The sequence below is a fragment of the Pelagibacterium mangrovi genome, from assembly GCF_036662815.1.
In the GTDB taxonomy this organism is placed as follows: domain Bacteria; phylum Pseudomonadota; class Alphaproteobacteria; order Rhizobiales; family Devosiaceae; genus Pelagibacterium; species Pelagibacterium mangrovi.
In genome coordinates this window covers 137,549-154,084 of sequence record NZ_JBAFXA010000004.1, presented here as the reverse complement: position 1 = coordinate 154,084, position 16,536 = coordinate 137,549, and the positions used below count along the sequence as shown (strand labels likewise).

23 protein-coding genes and 1 tRNA gene are annotated in these 16,536 nt (G+C 60.9%); 13 read left to right on the top strand and 11 right to left on the bottom strand.

The window, feature by feature from the left end:
- Window positions 1–15 precede the first annotated feature (15 nt).
- The 4 genes from rpsM to rplQ all read left to right on the top strand — a co-directional run bounded on the left by rpsM (window position 16) and on the right by rplQ (window position 2,485).
- Window positions 16–384, top strand: a complete 369-nt coding sequence (gene rpsM, locus V4T21_RS08385) for a 30S ribosomal protein S13 (RefSeq protein ID WP_014130814.1) — start codon at window positions 16–18, stop codon at window positions 382–384.
- A gap of 126 nt (window positions 385–510) precedes the next feature.
- Complete coding sequence (gene rpsK / locus V4T21_RS08380) at window positions 511–903, top strand: 30S ribosomal protein S11 (RefSeq protein WP_309161017.1); 393 nt, start codon at window positions 511–513, stop codon at window positions 901–903.
- Window positions 904–1,002: 99 nt separating this feature from the next.
- Window positions 1,003–2,019, top strand: a complete 1,017-nt coding sequence (locus V4T21_RS08375) for a DNA-directed RNA polymerase subunit alpha (RefSeq protein WP_332715828.1) — start codon at window positions 1,003–1,005, stop codon at window positions 2,017–2,019.
- A gap of 37 nt (window positions 2,020–2,056) precedes the next feature.
- Window positions 2,057–2,485: a 50S ribosomal protein L17 gene (gene rplQ / locus V4T21_RS08370; RefSeq protein ID WP_332715401.1), complete on the top strand. Its 429-nt coding sequence runs from the start codon at window positions 2,057–2,059 to the stop codon at window positions 2,483–2,485.
- 48 nt (window positions 2,486–2,533) lie between these two features.
- On the opposite strand, the gene V4T21_RS08365 is transcribed toward rplQ, so the two are convergent.
- The 3 genes from V4T21_RS08365 to V4T21_RS08355 all read right to left on the bottom strand — a co-directional run bounded on the left by V4T21_RS08365 (window position 2,534) and on the right by V4T21_RS08355 (window position 4,513).
- Complete coding sequence (locus V4T21_RS08365; protein ID WP_332715825.1) at window positions 2,534–2,968, bottom strand: type II toxin-antitoxin system VapC family toxin; 435 nt, start codon at window positions 2,966–2,968, stop codon at window positions 2,534–2,536.
- Entirely contained in the window at window positions 2,965–3,219 is a 255-nt protein-coding gene (locus V4T21_RS08360) for a type II toxin-antitoxin system Phd/YefM family antitoxin (RefSeq protein WP_332715399.1), read from the bottom strand. The genes V4T21_RS08365 and V4T21_RS08360 overlap by 4 nt, the downstream gene beginning before the upstream one ends.
- A gap of 142 nt (window positions 3,220–3,361) precedes the next feature.
- The gene (locus V4T21_RS08355) at window positions 3,362–4,513 is read right to left on the bottom strand and encodes a type III PLP-dependent enzyme domain-containing protein (protein ID WP_332715398.1); all 1,152 of its coding nucleotides are present in this window, start codon (window positions 4,511–4,513) and stop codon (window positions 3,362–3,364) included.
- Window positions 4,514–4,744: 231 nt separating this feature from the next.
- Here V4T21_RS08355 and V4T21_RS08350 point away from each other — a divergent pair, with 231 nt between their 5' ends.
- The 6 genes from V4T21_RS08350 to V4T21_RS08325 all read left to right on the top strand — a co-directional run bounded on the left by V4T21_RS08350 (window position 4,745) and on the right by V4T21_RS08325 (window position 9,219).
- Window positions 4,745–5,134 carry a trypsin-like peptidase domain-containing protein gene (locus V4T21_RS08350; RefSeq protein ID WP_332715395.1) on the top strand — a complete coding sequence of 130 codons (390 nt, stop codon included), beginning with the start codon at window positions 4,745–4,747 and terminating at the stop codon, window positions 5,132–5,134.
- Window positions 5,131–5,265, top strand: a complete 135-nt coding sequence (locus tag V4T21_RS08345; RefSeq protein WP_332715393.1) for a hypothetical protein — start codon at window positions 5,131–5,133, stop codon at window positions 5,263–5,265. The genes V4T21_RS08350 and V4T21_RS08345 overlap by 4 nt, the downstream gene beginning before the upstream one ends.
- Window positions 5,266–5,312: 47 nt before the next feature.
- Window positions 5,313–6,641, top strand: a complete 1,329-nt coding sequence (locus V4T21_RS08340; RefSeq protein WP_332715391.1) for a replication-associated recombination protein A — start codon at window positions 5,313–5,315, stop codon at window positions 6,639–6,641.
- Between the two features lie 138 nt (window positions 6,642–6,779).
- Window positions 6,780–7,778: an RluA family pseudouridine synthase gene (locus V4T21_RS08335; protein WP_332715389.1), complete on the top strand. Its 999-nt coding sequence runs from the start codon at window positions 6,780–6,782 to the stop codon at window positions 7,776–7,778.
- The gene (locus V4T21_RS08330; protein WP_332715386.1) at window positions 7,778–8,446 is read left to right on the top strand and encodes an HAD-IA family hydrolase; all 669 of its coding nucleotides are present in this window, start codon (window positions 7,778–7,780) and stop codon (window positions 8,444–8,446) included. The genes V4T21_RS08335 and V4T21_RS08330 overlap by 1 nt, the downstream gene beginning before the upstream one ends.
- On the top strand, window positions 8,446–9,219 hold the full coding sequence (locus V4T21_RS08325; protein WP_332715383.1) for an ATP12 family chaperone protein: 774 nt from the start codon (window positions 8,446–8,448) through the stop codon (window positions 9,217–9,219). The genes V4T21_RS08330 and V4T21_RS08325 overlap by 1 nt, the downstream gene beginning before the upstream one ends.
- On the opposite strand, the gene folK is transcribed toward V4T21_RS08325, so the two are convergent.
- The 6 genes from folK to lipB form a co-directional block, all read right to left on the bottom strand.
- Window positions 9,211–9,657: a 2-amino-4-hydroxy-6-hydroxymethyldihydropteridine diphosphokinase gene (gene folK / locus V4T21_RS08320; protein ID WP_332715380.1), complete on the bottom strand. Its 447-nt coding sequence runs from the start codon at window positions 9,655–9,657 to the stop codon at window positions 9,211–9,213. The two genes, V4T21_RS08325 and folK, sit on opposite strands and share 9 nt — an antisense overlap.
- Window positions 9,657–10,043, bottom strand: a complete 387-nt coding sequence (gene folB / locus V4T21_RS08315; RefSeq protein ID WP_332715378.1) for a dihydroneopterin aldolase — start codon at window positions 10,041–10,043, stop codon at window positions 9,657–9,659. Before folB ends, folK begins: the two co-directional genes overlap by 1 nt.
- A 4-nt stretch (window positions 10,044–10,047) precedes the next feature.
- Entirely contained in the window at window positions 10,048–10,899 is an 852-nt protein-coding gene (gene folP, locus V4T21_RS08310; protein ID WP_332715375.1) for a dihydropteroate synthase, read from the bottom strand.
- Window positions 10,896–12,230, bottom strand: coding sequence for a 30S ribosomal protein S12 methylthiotransferase RimO (gene rimO / locus V4T21_RS08305; RefSeq protein WP_332715823.1), 1,335 nt, complete (start codon window positions 12,228–12,230; stop codon window positions 10,896–10,898). The genes folP and rimO overlap by 4 nt, the downstream gene beginning before the upstream one ends.
- 187 nt (window positions 12,231–12,417) lie before the next feature.
- Window positions 12,418–12,972, bottom strand: a complete 555-nt coding sequence (locus tag V4T21_RS08300; protein WP_332715372.1) for a DUF4282 domain-containing protein — start codon at window positions 12,970–12,972, stop codon at window positions 12,418–12,420.
- A 31-nt stretch (window positions 12,973–13,003) separates the two neighbouring features.
- Window positions 13,004–13,681, bottom strand: coding sequence for a lipoyl(octanoyl) transferase LipB (lipB, locus tag V4T21_RS08295; protein ID WP_332715370.1), 678 nt, complete (start codon window positions 13,679–13,681; stop codon window positions 13,004–13,006).
- 134 nt (window positions 13,682–13,815) lie between these two features.
- Here lipB and V4T21_RS08290 point away from each other — a divergent pair, with 134 nt between their 5' ends.
- On the top strand, window positions 13,816–14,049 hold the full coding sequence (locus V4T21_RS08290; RefSeq protein WP_332715367.1) for a FliM/FliN family flagellar motor switch protein: 234 nt from the start codon (window positions 13,816–13,818) through the stop codon (window positions 14,047–14,049).
- A gap of 115 nt (window positions 14,050–14,164) precedes the next feature.
- A tRNA-Leu gene (locus V4T21_RS08285) sits at window positions 14,165–14,251 on the top strand.
- Between the two features lie 159 nt (window positions 14,252–14,410).
- Here the strand turns inward: V4T21_RS08285 and V4T21_RS08280 are convergent.
- On the bottom strand, window positions 14,411–14,782 hold the full coding sequence (locus tag V4T21_RS08280) for a DUF983 domain-containing protein (protein ID WP_332715365.1): 372 nt from the start codon (window positions 14,780–14,782) through the stop codon (window positions 14,411–14,413).
- Between the two features lie 456 nt (window positions 14,783–15,238).
- Here V4T21_RS08280 and V4T21_RS08275 point away from each other — a divergent pair, with 456 nt between their 5' ends.
- Window positions 15,239–15,874 (top strand): L,D-transpeptidase, encoded by a 636-nt coding sequence (locus V4T21_RS08275; RefSeq protein WP_332715363.1) that lies wholly within the window; start codon window positions 15,239–15,241, stop codon window positions 15,872–15,874.
- A gap of 30 nt (window positions 15,875–15,904) precedes the next feature.
- Here the strand turns inward: V4T21_RS08275 and V4T21_RS08270 are convergent, their stop codons facing one another.
- Window positions 15,905–16,489 carry a DNA-3-methyladenine glycosylase gene (locus V4T21_RS08270; RefSeq protein WP_332715361.1) on the bottom strand — a complete coding sequence of 195 codons (585 nt, stop codon included), beginning with the start codon at window positions 16,487–16,489 and terminating at the stop codon, window positions 15,905–15,907.
- Window positions 16,490–16,536: the final 47 nt, after the last annotated feature.

Here is a 16,536-nt window from a genome sequence, read left to right as displayed (position 1 = left end):
TTTAGGAGATCCGGCGTGGCTCGTATTGCTGGCGTCAACATCCCGACGAACAAGCGCGTGGTTATCGCGTTGCAGTATATTCACGGGATTGGGCCGAAGATGGCCTCTGAAATTTGCGAGAAGGTTTCCATTCCGGCCGAACGGCGCGTGAATGAGCTGACGGACGCAGAAGTTATCCAGATCCGCGAAACCATCGACCGTGACTATCAGGTCGAGGGTGATCTTCGCCGTTCGGTTGCCATGAACATCAAGCGTTTGATGGATCTGGGCAATTATCGCGGCCTGCGTCACCGTCGCGGTCTGCCGGTGCGCGGTCAGCGTACCCATACCAATGCCCGTACCCGCAAGGGTCCGGCAAAGGCCATCGCTGGCAAGAAGAAATAAGAAGGCCGGGCGCGGGTTCGTGTGGGGCAGGGCAGTATCGTCCGTCCTTATCGTCTCGTTTTCGGTTTTCTCCCAGGTGTAGCCGCTGGCACCACGGCGGCGCTCGATATCGAGTTGAGGAAGTAAATGGCTAAAGCAGATACCACCCGCGTTCGCCGCCGCGAGCGCAAGAATATCAGTGCTGGCGTTGCACACGTAAACGCCTCGTTCAACAACACGATGGTTACCATCACCGACGTTCAGGGCAACGCGATCTCCTGGTCCTCCGCCGGTATGATGGGTTTCAAGGGCTCGCGTAAGTCGACCCCTTATGCGGCCCAGATGGCTGCTGAAGATGCCGCCAAGAAGGCGCAGGAACATGGCATGAAGACCCTCGAGGTCGAGGTTCGCGGTCCGGGTTCGGGTCGTGAGTCTGCTCTGCGTGCCCTGCAGGCTGCCGGTTTCACCGTCACTTCCATCCGGGACGTTACCTCCATTCCCCACAATGGCTGCCGGCCGCGCAAGCGCCGTCGCGTCTAAAAGTGAAACGAACCTCGGCAGGGCCAGCCGAGGTTCGTTTACGGTTTGCGGCATGGCGGCCGGGGCAGGGCCGCGATTTTAAGAAGGAAGTTGGACGTGATGATCCAGAAAAACTGGCAGGAACTGATTAAGCCGACCAAGCTCGACGTCGTTCCGGGCAGCGATTCCGCGCGCGTCGCCTCCGTGGTCGCCGAGCCGCTCGAACGCGGCTATGGCTTGACCCTGGGCAACACGCTGCGCCGGGTTCTGCTCTCGTCGCTGCAAGGCGCTGCAATCACCGCCATCCAGATCGATGGCGTTTTGCATGAATTTTCGTCGATTCCCGGCGTGCGTGAGGACGTGACCGATCTCGTCCTCAACATCAAGGAAATCGCGGTCAAGATGGAAGACGAGGGGCCCAAGCGCCTCACGCTTTCCAAGCAGGGTCCGGGTGCCGTCACCGCTGGCGACATCAAGACCACCGGCGATATCGAAATCCTCAATCCCGAGCTCGTGATCTGCCACCTCGACGATGGTGCAGAGATCAATATCGAGTTCACTGTCAACACCGGCAAGGGCTATGTCCCGGCCGACCGCAACAAGCCTGAAGACGCCCCGATCGGCTATATCGCCGTCGATGCGCTGTTCTCGCCTGTCAAGCGCGTCAGCTACAAGGTCGAGAAGACCCGTGAGGGCCAGAACCTCGATTTCGACAAGCTCACCATGCAGATCGAAACCAACGGCGCCATCAGCCCCGAAGATGCTCTGGCATTCGCCGCCCGCATCGTTCAGGACCAGCTTTCGGTGTTCGTGAACTTCGAAGAGCCCACCAAGGAAAAGGCCGAGGATTCGGCTCCCGAGCTCGCCTTCAACCCGGCGCTGCTCAAGAAGGTGGATGAGCTCGAGTTGTCGGTCCGTTCGGCGAACTGCCTCAAGAACGACAACATCGTCTACATCGGCGATCTCATCCAGAAGACCGAGGCGGAAATGCTCCGCACCCCGAACTTCGGACGCAAGTCTTTGAACGAGATCAAGGAAGTGCTGGCTCAGATGGGCCTCCATCTCGGGATGGACGTCAACAACTGGCCGCCCGAAAACATCGAAGACCTCGCCAAGCGTTACGAAGATCACTACTGATCGTCCGCGGGCTAAAAGAGCATATTAGGAGAGTACCATGCGCCACGGTAAAGCCGGCCGCAAACTGAACCGGACCTCTTCGCATCGCAAGGCGATGTTCAAGAACATGTCCGCATCGTTGATCAAGCACGAGCAGATCGTGACGACCTTGCCCAAGGCCAAGGAACTGCGTCCGATCGTCGAAAAGCTCATCACGCTCGGCAAGCGCGGCGATCTGCATGCCCGCCGCCAGGCCATTGCCCAGATCGGCGATGAAGCGATGGTCAAGAAGCTGTTCGACATCCTCGGCCCGCGCTACAAGGACCGTAACGGTGGCTACACCCGCGTCCTCAAGGCCGGCTTCCGCCACGGCGACAACGCGCCGGTCGGCGTGATCGAATTCGTGGACCGCGACGTCGACGCCAAGGGCCAGGACTCCGGCCCCACCGCCGACTTCACGCGCGACGAGGAAAACGAAGCGGCGTAATCCGCGGTCGTTTTGGAATATGAGAAGGCCCGGCATTGCCGGGCCTTTTTATTTTTGGCTCTCAGGCATCCACGGATTTATGGCTCGAACTCCCGTCGGCTCGAAGTCGCGTACGTTTCGGGTCACTACGCTCATCCCATGCACCAGCGCACTTGCCGCTATGAAAGCGTCGCGGTTGGAGCGTGGATCGGGGACGTGCAGGCTGGCACAGCGCAGCGCGACGGTCGTATCCACCGGCAGTGTCCTCTCGGCGAATTCGGGCAGCACATGATTGTCCATCCATTGGCGCAGTCGCCCTCCCTGCACGGGATCACGCCGCTCGACGAGGAGAATGCCGAGTTCGATTTCCATGAGGCAGATGACCGACACATAGCACAGCGCTGCGTCTCGCTCGGCGAACCAGGCCGTTACGTTGCCGTCGGCTTTTCCATCTCCGAGCTTGCGCAGTTCGGAGAGGACGTTGGTGTCGAGCAGATACATCAGCTCAGATCTGCCGGGCGAGGGGCGTCATGCGGCGCTTCGAAATCCACTTCGATATCGGAGAGCCCGGGCATGGCAAGGGTCTCGACAAGCGTTCGCCGTTGCCCCGTCATCCGCCGATAGTCTTCGTAACTGAGCAGCACCTGCGTCGGCTGGCCGCGATTGGTGATGAACACAGGGCCCTGGCGGCTCGCCTTCTGGGCCCGATTGGCGTTCTGCTGGAATTCCCGGCTTGAAAGCGTCGTGATGGTCACTGGCGTGCTCCGGTATGCTATAATGTTCTTACGTTAGAACATTGTATGGCAACACGCAATCGTCAAGCCCTGGGGCCGAAAATACAAACGCCCGGCCCGAGGGTTTCGGGCCGGGCGTCCAATTGGCTTATACCGGTGGCGATCACACCAGAATATCATCGACCCAATAGAGATCCCGCCGGTCGAAGCCGTTGAACGGGGTCAGCGAGGCCTGCGTATAGGCGCCCATCAGGCCGAATTCGATATAGTCGTCCTCGGCGATGGCGGCGGGGAGGATAAAGGTCTGGGGCATCACGTCATAGCTGTCGCAAGTCGGCCCGAAAATCTTGAAATCCCAGCTTTCTCCGGTCAACACCTTGTCCCCGCGCCACACGCGGATCGGCGGCATAAACTCAAGGATCATCGCCTCCATCAACGAGCCATAGACCCCGTCGTTGACGTAAACCGATTGCTCGCCGCGCACGTGCTTGACGCGCAACAGCAGCGACGTGCAGCCCGTCGAGAGCGCACGACCCGGCTCGGCGATCAGGTCGGGCTTGGCCGACCCGAACGTATCGGTCACCGCGTTGCGGATGGTCTCGAAATAGACGTCCAGGGGCGGGGCGGTGTTGGTGATGTAGGGAGCAGGGAAGCCGCCACCGATGTTGAGGCGCTTGAGTTCAATCCCCGAGGCCTGCGCAATGCGCCCGGCCGCCGCGATGTGGCGTTCATAGGCATAGGCTTCCTCGCACTGGCTGCCGACGTGGAAGCACAGGGAGGTGGAGTAGCCCATGGCCTTGGCCAGCGTGCAGATGGCGATCGCACCGTCTTCCATCACGCCGAATTTGGTGCCGAAATCATAGGATTTGAGCGCCTTGCCCGCCTTGAACCGCACGGTCACCTCGACATCTTCCGATGGCGGGATCACTGCGGCGAGCTGGTCGAGCTGGGCCACGTGGTCGATGGTGAACGAGCGCACCCCGAATTCCTCATAAGCGCGGGCAATTTCGCGCCGCGATTTGATCGGGTTGTTGTAGTGCATCCCCGCGCCGGGCGCGTATTTCTCGATCAGCGCCATTTCGGTATTAGACGCCACGTCGAACGCCTTGAGCCCCTCGCGGTGCATGATCTCGAGGAGATGCGGGGAGGGGTTCGATTTCACCGCATAGGTCAGCAGCCCATCGAACCCTTTCTTGAAGGTATCGATGGCCTGGACCAGAAGTCTCTCGGAAAAAAGGAAGCTCGGGTAATCGGGCTCCTCGGTGGCAATCAGTTCGGCTGTGTTCGCGTAGCGGCGAGACGGCGCGTGGTCCATTGACCTTGATACCTTGTACGGGGGTTGAAAGCGGCGCTGTATAGGCTGCATTGCCCCCCTCTGCAATGCCGATTCCGGCCTATAGCTTCAACGTGTGACGATTCTTTGCACATCGGCATCAACGTCCCATTCAACACCAATGTTCCGCGTCAATCTTACCGCTTTGTCACTTGCATCCGCCGACGCAAATCCTAACCTCTATGGCACATTCCAAGGCTTTGGAGTTTCAGCATGTTTCGCCAGTTTGCCCTCGCGACCCTGATTGCAATCGCCCCTTTCGCCGCCCACGCGCAGGCCGAGCGCCAGGTGCCGCAAACCCAGCAGCAGATCCAGCTTTCCTACGCCCCGATCGTCCGTGAAGTGGCCCCCGCCGTCGTCAACGTCTATGCCACCCGAGTCGCGGAGCGCCAGGTGACCTTCGGCGATCCCTTCTTCGACCGGTTCTTCGGCCGCTCCCCGTTGTTCGAACAGCGCCCGCAAACCTCCCAGTCGCTCGGCTCGGGCGTGATTGTCAGTGAGGAGGGCATGATCCTCACCAACAATCACGTCGTGGAAGGCGCCACCGATATCCGGGTCGTCGTCAATGACGGCCGCGAATACCCGGTCGGGAGGGTGATGTGATCCTGGCGCTCAACGGCATGGAGATTCGTGATATCGAGACCTTCGAACACATTGCCAGCCAACGTCCGCGGTCCTGGCAGATCATCATGCAACGGAGCGGCAACGTCATCCGTTCGGTGGTGAGCGGCTAGGGGGCCTGGAGTTGGCTTTGGCGCCGGCCCGTGCCAAGAGAACGGATATGAGCGATCTTTTCCCCGACGACCTGCCGTCGTCCCGCCCCACCGATGAGCTTTCAGCCGACCGGCCACTGGCCGATCGGTTGCGGCCCAAAACACTCGATGAAGTGATCGGGCAGAGCCATATCATCGGTCCCGATGGCACGCTGCGCCGCATGCTCGCTTCGGGTCGGCTGGGCTCGCTCATCCTCTGGGGGCCGCCGGGCACTGGCAAGACCACTGTCGCCCGGTTGCTCGCCGATGCCGTCGATTACCGGTTCGAGCAGATTTCGGCGATCTTTTCCGGCGTCGCCGATCTGAAGAAAGTCTTCGAAACGGCCCGCACCGCCCGCCGGGCCGGGCAGCGCACGCTGCTGTTCGTCGACGAAATCCATCGCTTCAACCGTGCCCAGCAGGACAGTTTCCTGCCGGTTATGGAGGATGGCACGGTAGTTCTCGTCGGCGCCACGACAGAGAATCCCAGCTTCGAGCTCAACGCCGCTCTCTTGAGCCGGGCGCAGGTGCTTAAGTTCACCAGTCTCGACCGCGACGATCTGGCCGCGCTCGCCGAGCGCGCCGAAGCCGAGATCGGGCAGCCCCTGCCGCTAGATGCCGACGCCCGCGAAACGCTTATCGGGCTTGCGGATGGGGACGGGCGCGCGTTGCTGGGCCTGATCGAAGAGACCATCGCCGCCACAGGCCCCGACGAAATCCTCGATCCCGCCGGACTCGCCCGTCTGGTCCAGCGTCGGGCGCCGATCTACGACAAAAGCCAGGATGGCCATTACAACCTGATTTCCGCGCTGCACAAAACCGTACGCGGCTCGGACCCGGATGCCGCGCTCTATTATTTCGCCCGCATGGTCGATGCCGGCGAGGACCCCATGTATCTCGCCCGCCGCCTCATCCGCATGGCGGCCGAAGATATCGGCATGGCCGATCCACAGGCGCTGCCGCTTGCGATAGCGGCCAAGGATGCCTACCACATGCTCGGTTCGCCCGAGGGTGAGCTGGCGCTGGCGCAGGTCGTCGTCTATCTCGCCACGGCTCCGAAATCGAACGCCCTCTACAACGCCTATAATCAGGCTCTGGCGCTTGCGAAAAAGACAGGCTCGCCCACGCCGCCCATGGCCATCCTCAACGCCCCCACAAAGCTCTTGAAGTCCGAAGGCTATGGCGAGGGCTACATCTACGACCACGACACGCCCGAAGGCTTCTCCGGCCAGGAATATTTCCCCGAAAAGATCGGCCGCCAGGATTTCTACCAACCCGTCGAACGCGGCTTCGAACGCGAAATCAAGAAGCGCCTGGACTATTTTGGAAAGCTTCGGGCAGCGAAAAAGGGCGACTAGGTCGCCGGTAATTTAGCGTGCTCTGCACTGGATTCCAGGATTTATTCCCGAAATCCAGTAACACCGTTTCCATGCACCCAAGCGTGACGGCGCTCCCATTTCCCGCTAGAAGGTCCCGAACGAATAGAGGTTATTTCGATGAGCGGTGTGCAATTGCGGGAAGTGGCGCGGGACGAGGACGGAATGCGGCTCGACCGCTGGTTCTCCGTCCATTTCGCCGAGCTGAGCTTCGGCCGGTTGCAGAAGCTCCTGCGCTCGGGCCAGATCCGCGTCGATAGCGGGCGCGTGCAGACCAATACGCGGCTGGTCGCCGGGCAGACCGTGCGCGTGCCGCCCTTGGGCGACATGCCCCCGCCCTCGGACAAACCGCGCGTCAACGAAAAAGACGCAGCCTTCTTGCGCGATCTGATCATCTATGAAGACGATGATGTCTATGTCTTCAACAAGCCTCATGGCCTTGCCGTGCAGGGTGGGTCGGGCACCAAGCGCCATCTCGACGGCATGCTGAAATCGCTGCCCAACAAGAAGGGTGAGCCGCCGCGCCTTGTCCACCGCCTCGATCGCGACACTTCGGGCTGTCTGCTGGTCGCCAAGACGCGTGCCGCCGCCAGCCATTTCGGCACGGTGTTCCGCTCGCGCTCGGCCCGCAAGATCTATTGGGCCGTGACCATCGGAGTCCCAAATCCGCGCCAGGGCCGCATTTCGTGCTTTCTCACCCGTCAGTCGACCCAGGATGGCGAGCAGATGGTGGTGGTCGACAATGGCGTCGAGGGCGCCCAGCACTCGGTTTCCTATTATTCGGTCACCGACACCGCCGCCAACCATTTCGCCTGGGTCACCTTGAAGCCCGTCACCGGCCGCACCCATCAGTTGCGCGTGCACATGATGGAGTTGGGCACCCCGATCCTCGACGACCCGCGCTACAACACGCTCGACAACTGGAATTGGGAACGCCCCGATGATGTGGGCGAGGGGCTGCATCTTCACGCCCGCCGTCTGGCGCTTCCCCTGAGAAACGGCAAGCGCCTCGACATCACCGCTCCGCTGCCGCCCCATATGAAAAAGACCTTCGACGTTCTGGGTTTCGACGCCAACCAGTACGATGCCCAGAATGTCGATCCGGAGGATGACGCCTGATGTCCGAACCTCGCCTCATCATGTTCGACATGGACGGTACCCTGATCGACTCCGGCGCGATCATTGCCGAGAACATGGCGACGACGTTCCGCGATCACGGATTGAGCGAGCCCACGCGCGAAATGTCCCATTCGGTCATCGGGTTATCGCTGGAAATTGCCATGCAGAATCTTGCCGGATGCGATCCCGAGCTCGCTTTGGCGATGGCCGATACCTATCGCGGCCATTACCGGGCCATGCTGGCCACCGGCGAGCGCCACGAGCCGCTTTATGTCGGCGCGCTCGAGGCCCTCGCGCGCCTCCGCGCGCATGAAGCATCGCTCTTGGGCATCGCCACGGGGAAGGGGCTTACCGGCGTCAACCGCATCCTTGCGCTTCATGCGCTGTCCGATCATTTCGTGACGCTGCAGACACCCGACCACAATCCCTCCAAGCCGCACCCCGGCATGATTCTGCGGGCCTGCGCCCAGACCGGCATCGACCCGGCCGCGACCGTCATGATCGGCGACACCACATTCGATATGGAACTGGGTCGTTCCGCCGGTGCCCGAACCATCGGCGTCACCTGGGGCTATCACGCCCGTGTTGCACTCGAGGAAGCTGGCGCCCATATCATCATCGATGATTACGCCGATCTCGACGACGCCATTGAAAAGGTTCTGAGCTGATGCGCGAATTTCTCGAAGATGCCCTCAGCCATCAGGACGCCGGTGCTGGCCGCCAGCAGAAAGATCGGTTGGTCGAACTGCCTAAGCGGTTCTACGATTCGGTCGAGGTGAGGGAAGACGACGGCGTCTATACCGTCACCTTGAACAATCGTGTCACGAAAACCCCAACAGGCAAGAGCGTTACGACCACAAACGCCGAACTCGCCTCGTTTATGCGGCACGAATGGGAGGCGCAGGGCGAGTTCATCGATCCCGATACCATGCCGCACGTCAAGCTCGTGAACTCCGCCGTCGAAGCCGGTGAGGAGGCTCAGGCGGCGCTTGTCGATGAGATCATCAAATACGCCGGCAACGATCTATTGCTCTATCGAGCGGACTCGCCGCGAGAGCTCGTTGCGCGGCAGGATGAGTTCTGGGACGATGTCCTGGTTAAGCTCGCGCGCCATTTTTCCGTAAGTTTTCAGCCCACTGTGGGGATACTCCACAAGGAGCAATCTCCGGAAATGCTCTCGCGCCTCAAGGCGTCGCTCACCGATCTGCACTTCTTGCCGGCCACGGCGATGGTTTCTATGACCGGCCTTACGGGCTCCGGACTTCTAACCATGGCCCTGCGCGAGAAGCTGGTTAATCCGGACGCTGCATGGACCGCGGCGCATGTGGACGAGGACTATCAGATTTCCCTTTGGGGCGAGGACTACGAAGCCTCCGAAAAGCGCAAGCAGCGCTGGCGGGAATTCGACGCGGCGGCCAATGTTATCAGGCTCTTAGCCTGATTTCCTGCTCGTTCGATTCACGAGCCAATCGGCAATCTCCGGTGCGATTTCGCGCACCGGATCGAGCACGAAATCGCGCTCATGGGCATAAGGGTGGGGTAGGGTAAGGCGTTCGGATTCGAGCACGAGATCGTCATAGGCAATCACGTCGATATCGATGGCCCTCGGGCCCCATTTCTCCACCCGCACTCTGCCGATTTCGGCTTCCGTCGCAAGGCAGAAGTCCAGCAGTTCCAGCGGTTCGAGGGTGGTTTCGATCAGCACGGCAGCATTGTGGAATTCGGCCTGATCGGTTTTTCCCCAGGGTGGGGTGACGATCACTGTGCTTTGTTTCAAAAGCGAATTTTGCGGATGATCCGCAATAGCCTCAATCGCCTGCTCGATCTGACGCGTCGGGTCGCCCATATTGGCGCCCAGCGCCAGAACGGCACGCGCCATCACACCTGATCCCGCGTCCTGAGCATCTCGATCGCCGCTTCGCCAGCGACGATGGGCAGGGGGGCTTCGGGTTTGCGAACCTTGATCCTGATCCAGTCAAGCCGGTCGAAATGCCCGAAAAGCCGCACGATAATATGGTGCCCAAGCGCCTCGATCAGCTTGAAGCGCTTCTCCTCGAAGGCTTCTTTGACCAGGTCGTAAACATCGGCGTAGGAGATCGTGAAAGCGACCTCGTCGGTCCGCGCGGCCTCGGTCATGTCGAGGCCCAGCTCGAGATCGATGCGGAAGCGCTGGCCGAGCTTGTTCTCCTCCAGCATCACGCCGTGATAGCCGTAAAAAGCAAGGTCGGCCAATATGATGCGGTCGCTATCGGCGAACTGGGTCATCGCTTTATTCCCCTGTGGCAGGTGGACCATAAAGTGTGGCCGCCGCAACGCGCAAGGCGTCCCGATTGGCGCGCACGTCATGAACGCGGAAGATGTGGCCGCCCTTGATATAGCCCAGAACCGAGGTGGCAATTGTTCCGGCGACGCGTTCGCGAGGGGGTACGTCGAGGAGGTTGCCGATCATGCGCTTGCGCGAGGTTCCGACGAGGAGGGGAAAGCCGAGCGCGTGCAATTCGTCCAGGCGATTGAGCAGGCTGTAGTTTTCCTCGAATGATTTGGCGAAGCCAAAGCCGGGATCGAGAATGATTTTTTCCCGCGCCACGCCCGCCTTCAGCGCGATATCGATCGAACGCTCCAGCCAGCGCTTCATCTCGTCGACGATATCGCGCGCGGTGTCGCGCTCGGTGTCCCAGTGCATGGCAATGACCGGCACGCCATGGTGCGCCGCCACATCGGCAATTTCGGGATCGCGTTGTAGGCCCCATACATCATTGACGATTTTTGCCCCGGCCTGGATGGATTGATCAGCCACCAGCGCCTTGTAGGTGTCGACGGAAATGGGCGTGTCGAAGCCGTCTCCGGCCAATGCGTCGAGCACGGGCAGCAGGCGGTCCAGCTCGTCTTGAACCGGCACTTCTTCCGATCCGGGCCGGGTGCTTTCTCCGCCGATATCGAGAATATCGGCGCCTTCGGCCACCAGTTGCCGCGCGTGCGCCACGGCCGCTTCCACTTGGGAGAATTCACCGCCATCCGAAAAGCTGTCGGGCGTGACGTTGAGGATGCCCATGACGAGCGGGTTACGGCCCAGTTTCAGCAGGCCGTCACCCATCGGCACGTCATAGGCAATATGGTTCACTGCACGGTCCCAGCCGGGACGGCGTAGAGATCATATTCGTCCGAATCCACCACTGTCACCGAGATCATGTCGCCGGGCTTGATGCCCGTGGCATTCTCGACGATCACATTGCCGTCGATCTCGGGCGCATCCCATTGCGAGCGGGCGATGACGCGCTGTTCTTCGGGCTCCACGTCGTCCACCAGGACGTCGATAGTGCGGCCCACGCGGCTGGCAAGGCGCTCGGCGGAAACCTCCTGCAGGGCTTCCATCAGGCGGCCATAGCGCTCCTGCTTGACCTCGTCGGGGATTTCATCGAGGCCCAGATCGTTGGCCCTGGCACCGGTCACTGGCTCGTAGGGGAAAGCGCCGGCGCGGTCGATCTTGGTCTCCTTGACCCAGTCGAGCAGCATCTCGAAATCTTCTTCCGTCTCGCCGGGGAAGCCGACGATGAAGGTAGAGCGGATGGCGAGGTCAGGGCAGATTTCGCGCCACTTGCGGATGCGGTCGGCGGTCTTTTCCTGATTGGCCGGCCGCCGCATGGATTTGAGCACCTGCGGGCTGGCGTGCTGGAAGGGAATGTCGAGATAGGGCAGGATCACCCCATCGCGCATCAGGGGGATCACATGGTCCACATGCGGATAGGGATAAACATAGTGCATGCGAACCCATGCGCCGAGCTGTCCCAGTTCCTCGGCAAGCGCCTGGAAACGCGCCTCGACCTGACGGCCGCGATAGGGAGAGGTGGCGTATTTGAGATCCACGCCATAGGCGCTGGTGTCCTGCGAGATCACCATGATCTCCTTGACCCCGGCTTTCACTAGCCGTTCGGCCTCATAGAGCACCGAAGCGATGGGTCGCGAAACGAGATCGCCGCGGATCGAGGGGATGATGCAGAAGGTGCAGCGATTGTTGCAACCCTCTGAAATCTTGAGATAAGCATAATGGCGCGGGGTCAGGCGCAGGCCCTGTTCAGGCACCAGGTCGACATAGGCGTTGGGCACGGGCGGCACGGCTTCGTGGACGGCCTCGACAACGGCTTCGTACTGATGGGCGCCGGACACGGCCAAAACCCCCGGATGGGTCTTGCGGATCAGCTCTTCCTCGCCGCCCAGACAGCCGGTAACGATGACGCGTCCGTTTTCGTTGATCGCCTCGCCGATGGCGTCCAGGCTCTCGGCCTTGGCGCTGTCGAGGAAGCCGCAAGTGTTGACGATCACGACGTCCGCGCCCTCATAGGAGGGCGAGAAGCTGTAGCCCTGCGCGCGCAGGGTGGTGAGGATGCGTTCGGAATCCACCAGAGCCTTGGGGCAACCCAGGCTCACGAGGCCGATCTTGGGGGCGTTCTGCATTGGCGCGCTCATGGGCGTCCATCAAATCCTTGCAATGGCGAGATTGCCAAAGGCGCCGCACGGAAGTAGGCGGCGCCAACGGGATCGAAACTCGCGTGAATTAGCGCGTGTCATAGCGGAAAGCGCGCAAAGGTCAATCTTCGCGCGCTTCAAGCCAGCCATGATTTGAGGGCAGGGCGCGCCGATTTCAAGTCTCGGGCGTTGTCTTTGAGGGCGCTTCGTCCGGTTTTTCGCTCGGCTTGGGCGCTTCGGGATCGTCCATGATTGCCGGCTCCTCGGCAACTGGCGTCGGCACAGGTTGCGGCGTCACCGCAGGTCTTGCCGGGGCGACGGGCGAGGGTGCTTCGGGCTCGATACGGTCCGGCTCGCGCTCGGCCAGTTCCTCGATCGCGTCGCGAACCTCATCGAGCAGGGAGGTGTTGGGGTGCTCGGGTTCGAGGATTTCGCCTTCGTCCGCATGGGAACGGAAGAACACGATCACGCCCTCGCAGACGATCCGAAGCGCGACGAAAGCCAGAAGTCCGAAAACGGCAATCTCGAGCAGGCCCCACAGTCCGTTGCCGAAACCGAAGCGGAAGCTGGAAAAGAAATGGCGAACCGCCCAAACCAGAATTCCGGCCAGCCCGAGCAGATAGAGGATGGTCACCAGCCGCGGCGACAGGATGCGCCGAAGGTTGAACAGCACATTGCCCGTGGCGAGTTTGCGCAGGTCATCGAACCGCATTTCGTCGTCCTTTTGCATCCCTGGAATCGTTAAATGCACCTTGTCGCGCTCACAGCGCGGAGGCAACCCTGACTGGGCCGAAGTGTTTCTCGAAGGTGGATTTGAGAACCAGATCCACCTCTTCCATGCTCACGAGGTGGCCCAGATCCTCAAAGCTCGTCACGCCGTGCTGGCTTATGCCGCAGGGCACGATACCTGAATAATGGTCGAGATCGGGGGCGACATTGAGCGAAATGCCGTGAAAGCTCACCCAGCGCGAGACGCGCACGCCGATGGCGGCGATCTTGTCCTCGGCGAACGGGCCTTTTTCCGGCCGCCGGACCCAGACGCCGATCCGCCCGTCGCGCTTTTCGCCCTTTATGTTGAAAGCGGCGAGGGTGTCGATCACCCAGTTTTCCAACCCCGATACCAGACGACGAATATCGCGCTCGCGCTCGCGCAGGTCGAGCATGACATAGACAACCCGCTGGCCGGGCCCGTGATAGGTGAACTGCCCGCCGCGTCCGGCCTCGAAAACGGGAAAACGGTCAGGAACCAGCAGATCTTCGCTTTTGGCGGAAGTGCCGGCGGTATAGAGCGGCGGGTGCTCGAGCAGCCAGAGCGCTTCGCCAGCCTCGCCGGCGGCGATGGCCCGGGCGCGCTCCCGCATCGTTTCGAGCGCGGTCGGGTAGGGGACGAGACGGTCGGCAATCGTCCAATCGGCGGGTATTCCGTCGGTGCGCAGCATGGGCGCACTTGCGGATGGCTGGGGGGCTTCGGTTCTTAACGCTTCACTAACCATGGCAATTCAATGTTGCAGGCGCACGGTGGGAGCCGGAACGATTCCCCTGCGCGGCGTTATCCCCGTCAGCCGGATCTTGTATGAATACGCTCGAAACCATCGAAATCGACGTCTCCGTGGAACTCGGCGCCGCCATAGTGCCGATCCATCATCTGCTGCGCATGGGCCGCGGCGCGGTGATCGAACTCGACGCTTTCGAAAACGATCCCATGCGTATCTATGCCAACAATACCCTGATCGCCAAGGGCGAGGTGCAGGTTGATGACGGCCAGCTCAATGTGGTGGTGACGGAAAAGGTCATCAAGCCCGCCTGAGCTGGGCCGGGCAAAACTTTATCCCCATTCTCTCAAATAGCTCTTGAGGGACGCAAAACCATTTGCTACATGCAGCCTCGCTTCGCCCCAAGGGCGCAAGCATTCCCCAGACAGTGCGGTCGTGGCGGAATTGGTAGACGCGCAGCGTTGAGGTCGCTGTGGGGTAACTCCCGTGGAAGTTCGAGTCTTCTCGACCGCACCATCTCTCTGGGTTCCTCGCGAAATCCCAAAGACAATAGCGATTTGTACCGTCCCGTTGACGCGGGATAATGGCGTTCGCTTCCAAAGAAAAAGCCACTCCCATGGCTTCATGGTGAGTGGCTTTATACGTCCGGTCCTGCAGCGACCGGTGGAATTAGCATCAATGAAGGCGCTGGTCGGCCCGAATCTCTTCAGCCTTGCTCTTGTACTGGTGGGCAATCAGCAGGCCCTTGATCGGGCGGAGCGGGGGGACGCATGTCAGAAAGAGCAGAGGCAGCGTGGTCACCAGATGCACCCACATCGGCGCCCGGAATGACACTTCCATCCACAGCCCGAAGATCACAACGGGAATGCATCCGAACATCATCACGAAAAAGGCCGGTCCGTCCGCCGGATCGGCAAACTTATAATCGAGGCCACACACCTCGCACTTGTCGCGCATCCGCAGAAAACCGGCGAACAAATGCCCCTCACCGCAATGCGGGCATCTGCCAAGCAGGCCGGATTTCCATGTGGGGGTATCAGTCATCATGCCATTTATCTCCCTGGAACGCCTCCTAGATAGGCATTTGTGGTTCGGGGCGCTGCCACAGTGCCGTCGCAGTGCCGATTTGTCGCACGTGCGGCGGCCTTCCGGACACTGCCACATTAGCACATGGCCGCAGGAAAGGCTCGATATCACCGTCCGGGAGGAGCGCAGGAGATAAAATAAGCCGCCTGCGTTACTTGGGGGCATACGCAGGCGGCTCAGCGATTGCTGAAGGTCAATCAACCGCATCCGATAACGCAGCACCAGGATTTTTGTTTCTCGCTTCCGGCTGGCTCGGGTGCCCCTTCGATAGGTGTTGCAGATTTGCTTCTGTGCGGCGATGCAATGAAAGCGACGGCCATTTGGGCGCCGATGCGCCTCATTTATGGTGAGAGAAGTTTTAACTCTTATGGTTAATCTTGACCCATATTGTTGATTCTTTTGCTTGGGTAACTATCGATGAGTCTGACGCGACGCGGGTTTCTTATCGGCCTTCCACTTCTCCTGGCCGCGTGTTCCTCCACCACACGTAGCACCACGGGCACCAGTTCAATGCTCAGTGCTTACGGTCCCATCACCGATGAGCCGTTTCCCGTGCCTGGTTTCAATGCACGGCTGATCAAGCCCGAACTGCGCAGGCAGACGGTTGATTATGATGGGAACCATGCCAAGGGCACCGTTGTCGTCGATACGCCCAGCCGTTTCCTTTATCTGGTTCAGGGCGACGGCAAGGCGATGCGGTACGGCGTGGGCGTGGGCCGGGAAGGGCTGGCTCTGCGCGGAAACGCATATATCGGGCGCAAGGCCCAATGGCCCAACTGGACGCCGACCGCCAACATGCTGCGGCGCGATCCGGAAACCAATGGGCCGTACAGAAACGGCATGCCGGGCGGCCCCAACAATCCGCTGGGCGCGCGCGCACTCTATCTCTATCGCAATGGCGGGGACACGATGTTCCGCATCCACGGCACCAACCAGCCGCAGTCGATCGGCCTGGCCATGTCGTCGGGCTGCATCCGCATGCTTAATCACGACATCATCGATCTTTACGAGCGCGTGCCGACCGGCAGCCGCGTCGTGGTCATCCAGGCCTGACAGCGCTCGATTGGATTTGTGCGCGGCCCCTTACTTCGGTGAGGGGCCGCTGCTTTTGAACGGACGGCTAAGGTATTTGCTGTTCGGCAGGCCAAATCGCCAGAGCAGGTCCACGGCCTTGGTGATGCCGATGCGGGGCCCGGTGACGATGGGTCCCTGAAGCGGTGGCGGGCTCAGCATGAAGGGCGGCTTATATAAGCTTTCGCCGTCATGGCCACCGTCGATCCCCAGCGCCTGCGTAAGACGCCCCGGGCCGCCGCAGAGTTTATAAATCTCATCGAGGCCGCGTCTGGCGGCCATCCTTTCGATGCCGCTCGTCGGTGCCAGGGCGCGGATCAACACGGCGCATCCGGGGCGACAGACGATATTGGCGCACCAGTGGATGCCATAGCTGCGATAGACATAGACGGTGCCCGGTTCTCCGAACATGGAGCCATTGCGCGGGGTAGGGCCGCGAAAGCTGTGCGAAGCGGGATCGTCGGGCGCGTAGGCCTCGGTCTCGACGATTGTCCCCCCCACGCCATCGACCAGAAAGATCGCGCCAATGAGCCGGCGCGCGACGTCAACGACATCGGCGTCGAAATAATCGGGGTCTAGGATGGCATCTGAACTCATTGTCCGCGTTAGATAACGTCGCGCCGAAAAATTGCAAAGGCCGCCGC

Bases quoted from the DNA above. Each gene is read 5' to 3' on its own strand.
- V4T21_RS08375 (WP_332715828.1), top strand. From the start codon at position 1,003: ATGATCCAGAAAAACTGGCAGGAACTGATTAAGCCGACCAAGCTCGAC.
- V4T21_RS08355 (WP_332715398.1), bottom strand. From the start codon at position 4,513: ATGGACCACGCGCCGTCTCGCCGCTACGCGAACACAGCCGAACTGATT.
- rimO (WP_332715823.1), bottom strand. From the start codon at position 12,230: ATGCAGAACGCCCCCAAGATCGGCCTCGTGAGCCTGGGTTGCCCCAAG.
- folK (WP_332715380.1), bottom strand. From the start codon at position 9,657: ATGGCGCGTGCCGTTCTGGCGCTGGGCGCCAATATGGGCGACCCGACG.
- V4T21_RS08340 (WP_332715391.1), top strand. From the start codon at position 5,313: ATGAGCGATCTTTTCCCCGACGACCTGCCGTCGTCCCGCCCCACCGAT.
- V4T21_RS08300 (WP_332715372.1), bottom strand. From the start codon at position 12,972: ATGCAAAAGGACGACGAAATGCGGTTCGATGACCTGCGCAAACTCGCC.
- folB (WP_332715378.1), bottom strand. From the start codon at position 10,043: ATGACCCAGTTCGCCGATAGCGACCGCATCATATTGGCCGACCTTGCT.
- V4T21_RS08335 (WP_332715389.1), top strand. From the start codon at position 6,780: ATGAGCGGTGTGCAATTGCGGGAAGTGGCGCGGGACGAGGACGGAATG.
- V4T21_RS08350 (WP_332715395.1), top strand. From the start codon at position 4,745: ATGTTTCGCCAGTTTGCCCTCGCGACCCTGATTGCAATCGCCCCTTTC.
- V4T21_RS08270 (WP_332715361.1), bottom strand. From the start codon at position 16,489: ATGAGTTCAGATGCCATCCTAGACCCCGATTATTTCGACGCCGATGTC.
- rplQ (WP_332715401.1), top strand. From the start codon at position 2,057: ATGCGCCACGGTAAAGCCGGCCGCAAACTGAACCGGACCTCTTCGCAT.
- V4T21_RS08290 (WP_332715367.1), top strand. From the start codon at position 13,816: ATGAATACGCTCGAAACCATCGAAATCGACGTCTCCGTGGAACTCGGC.
- V4T21_RS08325 (WP_332715383.1), top strand. From the start codon at position 8,446: ATGCGCGAATTTCTCGAAGATGCCCTCAGCCATCAGGACGCCGGTGCT.
- V4T21_RS08330 (WP_332715386.1), top strand. From the start codon at position 7,778: ATGTCCGAACCTCGCCTCATCATGTTCGACATGGACGGTACCCTGATC.
- rpsK (WP_309161017.1), top strand. From the start codon at position 511: ATGGCTAAAGCAGATACCACCCGCGTTCGCCGCCGCGAGCGCAAGAAT.
- V4T21_RS08280 (WP_332715365.1), bottom strand. From the start codon at position 14,782: ATGATGACTGATACCCCCACATGGAAATCCGGCCTGCTTGGCAGATGC.
- lipB (WP_332715370.1), bottom strand. From the start codon at position 13,681: ATGCTGCGCACCGACGGAATACCCGCCGATTGGACGATTGCCGACCGT.
- V4T21_RS08275 (WP_332715363.1), top strand. From the start codon at position 15,239: ATGAGTCTGACGCGACGCGGGTTTCTTATCGGCCTTCCACTTCTCCTG.